Here is a 4538-nt window from a genome sequence, read left to right on the forward strand (position 1 = left end):
AAATAAGAATCTAAACAATAAAATCATCAAAAAATTTCCCTTTGATACTGACCTCATGTCCGCAGAAGAAGTCCGTTCCTTCATTGACAAGGGATTAGATGATATCGACAAAGGCAAGGTTGTTAAAGCAAAAAAATTCTTCGCAGATTTCAGGAGCACTCACGCAAATGATTGAATATGAGATAAACTTGTCCGAACAAGCCGCCAAAGATATGACCGACATTTATGATTACATAGCGACATCTATCGGTATGCCGCAAACTGCAATGGAACAGTTCAATTGCATTGCTGACGCAATTGAAACTTTATCCCAATTCCCGGAGCGAATAAAAGTCATACACGAGGCAAAACGACCGAACGTACAGTTTCGACAGTTGTTTGTAGACAACTTTTCAATAATATTCATCATCAGCGACAAGACGGTGAATGTTCTCCGAGTTGCATATTCTCCATCTAACATTGCAGCGAAGCTTGAGGATATATGACACAAAATCAAAAAGCTCTGCTCCCAAAATATCCGGGAACAGAGCTTTTATTTGTTTATTTCAATTTAGATATGTCCAATCCTTCCAGTCCGTTCAGAAGCTCGGCCATCTTTTTGATGATTTCCGCCACGCTTCCTTTTTCACGGCCTTCAACATTCATCGGCATGAGCGGGTCATGGAGCGACATGCGGAGAAGTGCCCAGCCCTGAGGGAATATCAGGCGCACGCCCTCATAGGACGGCGAAGCGATACCGATTCCTGCGGCCTTTGCGCGCTTTTCAAGCTCAACAAGAACCGCGTCACCTGCAGCATGCGCGTCCTCTGCCGTAACAGGCAGGCGGATTTCCTTGCTCTCGGCAGGCTCCTTCAGTGTCGCCACAAGGGAGCCCAAATCCTTTCCTTCATTATGAAGCTTTGCGGCAGCAATCAAAAGCTTAACCGCAAGGAATGCACCGTCGTCGAGGTAATAGTTTTCGCTGAGGGCGCCGTGTCCCGAGGTCTCAATAGCCAGCGGAGAGACAACTCCTTCCTTATCAAGGCGGATGCTCTCATTGATTACATTTTTATATCCGCGCTGGAAGCGGTGATGCTTGAGGCCCAGCTCCTTTTCAAGGAATACAGTAAGCTCGTCGGATGTGACGGAGTCGGTGACGATGGTGCTGCCCGGATAGTCCGGCGCGAGGATAGCCGCCATCATGGCGATAAGCGCGTTGCGGCAGATTTCACGTCCGTCAGAAAGCACCGCGCTCATGCGGTCAACGTCCGTATCAAAGATAAGTCCCAGGTCTGCTTCATTTTTGCGGACCGCGGACTGTATGGACTCCATAGCCTCTTTGTTTTCAGGGTTCGGGATATGGTTCGGGAAATGTCCGTCAGGCTCAAGGAACTGGCTGCCCGAAATATCCGCTCCCAACGGCTCAAGCACCTCAGTGGCGAAAAATCCTCCTGCGCCGTTACCCGCGTCAACTACGATATGCATGCCCTTGAGAGGCTGCGCGTCCTCTGTTCCGATACCGTCGCGGATTTTCTCCCGAAGGAAACGCGCATATCGAGTGATAAGAGCGCACGGGTGAGCCGTGCGGTCCGAGGACTGCGGCTCAAGCGCTGCCGCGTCCGTAAGAAGTTCCTTTATATCTGCCTTTTCAAGTCCGCCGTCCTTCGTGAAGAACTTCATTCCGTTGCGGTTGAATGGCAGATGGCTTGCGGTCATCATGATGGAGCCGTCAGCCTTTGTCTCATCAAAAAGAATGGACATGAACATTGCAGGGGTAGATGCCAGTCCGCAGTCGAGAGCCCGTGCCCCAGATGCCGTGATCGCCTGCAGCGCTTCGAAGCGCAGCGGGTCAGCTGTGAGCCTGGAATCATTTCCCACAGCGACGGTCAGCTCATGGGCAGGCTTTCCCGTGCGCTTTTCAAGCCAGCGTACGAACGCGCCCGCAATACGGTTTACCACTGCAGGTGTCAGATTGACTTCCTCTCCCTCGATTCCTTCCATGGCAACACCACGGACATCGCTGCCGTTCTGCAGCTTCAGCATATTTTTTTCATCATTCATTACAGTAATCTCCTTATACTTGTTTTACCTTATCAGGATATTGCAGCCGCAAATCCTCAACAGGAATCTGCGGAACCACTTTCCCTTCGTTCAAAAGCTTCGCGTTGAGATATACCTCCGCCGCCTCTTCCACGTAAGCGGCCTTCAGAAGTGCCTCATCAAGGGATTTTTCGTCCACGGTCAGCACGCCGTGCGCCGCCATGAGCAGTGCATCTGCTCTCTGCAACGGCTCACGAACAGCCTCCGCCAGCGCCTCAGACCCCTGCCGCCCGTATTTTGCCACGGGAATCACGCCGTCCTTCAGCCCAAGATGCCCCATTTCCGCCATTATGCACGGAATAGGCTGCCTCAGAACCGCAAATACAAGAGCAAATTTCGAATGAGTGTGAACTATTGCCGTGACGTCGGGCCTCTCATCATACGCCGCAAGGTGCATGAGCGCTTCGCTGGTAGGCCGCAGTCCGTTCAGCGACTCCACTACCTTTGCCTCCATGTCCATGACTACAACGTCCTCAGGGCGCATGGTCTGCCTGTCCACTCCCGTAGGTGTCATGCATATAAGGCCTGTTTCCCTGTCCCGCACGCTGAAATTTCCCGAGCGGTGACGGCACAGCCCCATGTCCTCCGCCGCCTTCGCGACGCGGACGACTTCCTTTTTCAGTTCTTCGAGCATAGAAACACTTCCTTCCATACATAAATTATCATATCATACCTGCTGAAGAGACAAAAGAAAAGAATGACTTGAATCATCCGTAAAAAGACACGCATAACGTACCAAAACGACATGGATGTCGTAATAAATGTCGTAATAAAATTTTTGACAGATACACATATACGACAAAAACGCACCCCGCCTGATTGAGCGAGGTGCGTTTTTTATTTCTCGAAAAATTCTTCCTCTGCGGCGATGCAGAGCATGTGGTATACAGGCAGATGATACTCCTGTATTTTATAGGTCTCGTTTGAGGGAACGCGGATACAGATATCCGCGAAGTCCTTCAGCTTTCCGCCGGATTCTCCTGTCAGGGCGATGGTTTTCATGCCCTTTGCCCGCGCCATTTCGCATGCATAGACAACGTTTTTCGAATTGCCCGAGGTGGAGATTGCGATGAGGATATCTCCCTTATTTCCAAGTCCCAGCACCTGCTGCGCCATGCAGAGGTCGGGAGCCTGGTCGTTTGCAAAGGCGGTATTGATTGCCACCTGGTCTACAAGGGATATCGCAGGGAGCGTTCCCTGCAGGTTCTTTATGAGATACTCCGCGTCGGGGCAGTTTTCATGAAGCGCCTTCTGCATATCCTCACCCAAAGGACGCTTTTTCAAAAACCCCTTCATCAGCTCGCCGACGATATGCTCCGCGTCAGCCGCGCTGCCGCCGTTGCCGCAGGTAAGAAGCTTTCCCCCTGCGCCGTAGCATTTTACTATTGCCTCCACAGCGGCGTCCATGTCGCCCCTGCAGGCCTCAAGTGCCGGATAGCGCTCTATGAGCTCTCCGACTGCTTTCTTTGTTGTATCCTTCATTGTTCCGCTTCCTTTTTGTTAATGTCTGCGGTACCAGTCCGCCGTCGTTTTCGGGTCGTAATCCTTGCCGCCTGTTTCGCGCTTCGGCGGGCGGATATCGGGAATTTCATCATCATCCCAGTCCACCGTCTGCTGCGACTGATACGTATTCGTATTGGAAAACGCGTTGCGGTTGCTGCTGTAGGGATTTTCCTCAGCAGTTTTTCCGAAAAGTCTGCGGAAGCCCCATATAGCAATGGAAATGATGGCACCGTAGAGAAGAATGTTGAAGAGGATGCCCATGATGGTCGAGAAAGCTCCAAAACCACCAAAGCCGAACATATTACCCAGCAGGCTGCCAAGCATCATACCGCCTGCAAAGAGGCCGATACCGCGGAGCATGCCTCCGATGCCGCCTGACTGCTGACGTGTTGCCGCAGCAGCGGGTTTCTTCTGAGATGCAGAAGGAGTCTGTGTCGAAGACTTCTGCTGTGTCGAGGATTTGGGCGCCGACGGTTTCGGTGCCGCCTTAGGTGCCGACGGACGCGGCGTGGACGGACGGAAGGAGCCTCCCTTTGCCGCGTATGCGACGGACGGGCTTACCGTCTCAGTTTCAACAGTTCCAATCAATACAAACGCGGTAAATACCGCACACAAAAAAGCACTAAATTTTTTCAAGGTCATTAAAGGTCATTCCTCCGAGTCTTTCTTTATATCTTCGGGGAAAGCATAAATTTCGCTGAGTGTGTCCAGCTCTCCCGTGAGATAGCGGTCGATGTCCTCTACATCTATCGTAAAATTGCAGGAAACATCGAGATATCTTTCTCCGTTTCCCGAAGCCTCCCGCAGCTTGCGTCTCAGCGCCTCACATTCCGTGCGGGTGGCATGAATGTCCAGTTTTATTACAGGAACGCCGTATTCCTTCAGCACTTCCTGCATTGTCATACGCTCTGACATTTGTCTGCCTCCAAAACTTTTATTTTTCCTATTTTCGTACA

The 4538-nt window shown here is 51.4% G+C and carries 6 protein-coding genes; 1 reads left to right on the top strand and 5 read right to left on the bottom strand.

Annotation, left to right across the window (positions count from 1 at the left end; all coding sequences use genetic code 11):
- Positions 1–167: 167 nt before the first annotated feature.
- Positions 168–485, top strand: coding sequence for a type II toxin-antitoxin system RelE/ParE family toxin (locus tag ACY69O_RS05540; protein WP_462332470.1), 318 nt, complete (start codon positions 168–170; stop codon positions 483–485).
- Between the two features lie 55 nt (positions 486–540).
- Here ACY69O_RS05540 and ACY69O_RS05545 read toward each other — a convergent pair whose 3' ends face one another.
- The 5 genes from ACY69O_RS05545 to ACY69O_RS05565 all read right to left on the bottom strand — a co-directional run bounded on the left by ACY69O_RS05545 (position 541) and on the right by ACY69O_RS05565 (position 4497).
- On the bottom strand, positions 541–2040 hold the full coding sequence (locus tag ACY69O_RS05545) for a phosphohexomutase domain-containing protein (protein WP_462332471.1): 1500 nt from the start codon (positions 2038–2040) through the stop codon (positions 541–543).
- A gap of 13 nt (positions 2041–2053) precedes the next feature.
- Complete coding sequence (locus tag ACY69O_RS05550) at positions 2054–2713, bottom strand: class II aldolase/adducin family protein (RefSeq protein WP_462332472.1); 660 nt, start codon at positions 2711–2713, stop codon at positions 2054–2056.
- A 203-nt stretch (positions 2714–2916) separates the two neighbouring features.
- Positions 2917–3561, bottom strand: coding sequence for a D-sedoheptulose-7-phosphate isomerase (locus tag ACY69O_RS05555; protein ID WP_462332473.1), 645 nt, complete (start codon positions 3559–3561; stop codon positions 2917–2919).
- An 18-nt stretch (positions 3562–3579) separates the two neighbouring features.
- Positions 3580–4224: a hypothetical protein gene (locus ACY69O_RS05560; RefSeq protein WP_462332474.1), complete on the bottom strand. Its 645-nt coding sequence runs from the start codon at positions 4222–4224 to the stop codon at positions 3580–3582.
- A gap of 6 nt (positions 4225–4230) precedes the next feature.
- Positions 4231–4497, bottom strand: a complete 267-nt coding sequence (locus ACY69O_RS05565) for a hypothetical protein (protein ID WP_462332475.1) — start codon at positions 4495–4497, stop codon at positions 4231–4233.
- Positions 4498–4538 lie beyond the last annotated feature (41 nt).

This window comes from Schwartzia sp. (in: firmicutes) (genome assembly GCF_978017985.1).

Bases quoted from the DNA above. Each gene is read 5' to 3' on its own strand.
- ACY69O_RS05555 (WP_462332473.1), bottom strand. From the start codon at position 3,561: ATGAAGGATACAACAAAGAAAGCAGTCGGAGAGCTCATAGAGCGCTAT.
- ACY69O_RS05545 (WP_462332471.1), bottom strand. From the start codon at position 2,040: ATGAATGATGAAAAAAATATGCTGAAGCTGCAGAACGGCAGCGATGTC.
- ACY69O_RS05565 (WP_462332475.1), bottom strand. From the start codon at position 4,497: ATGTCAGAGCGTATGACAATGCAGGAAGTGCTGAAGGAATACGGCGTT.
- ACY69O_RS05550 (WP_462332472.1), bottom strand. From the start codon at position 2,713: ATGCTCGAAGAACTGAAAAAGGAAGTCGTCCGCGTCGCGAAGGCGGCG.
- ACY69O_RS05540 (WP_462332470.1), top strand. From the start codon at position 168: ATGATTGAATATGAGATAAACTTGTCCGAACAAGCCGCCAAAGATATG.
- ACY69O_RS05560 (WP_462332474.1), bottom strand. From the start codon at position 4,224: ATGACCTTGAAAAAATTTAGTGCTTTTTTGTGTGCGGTATTTACCGCG.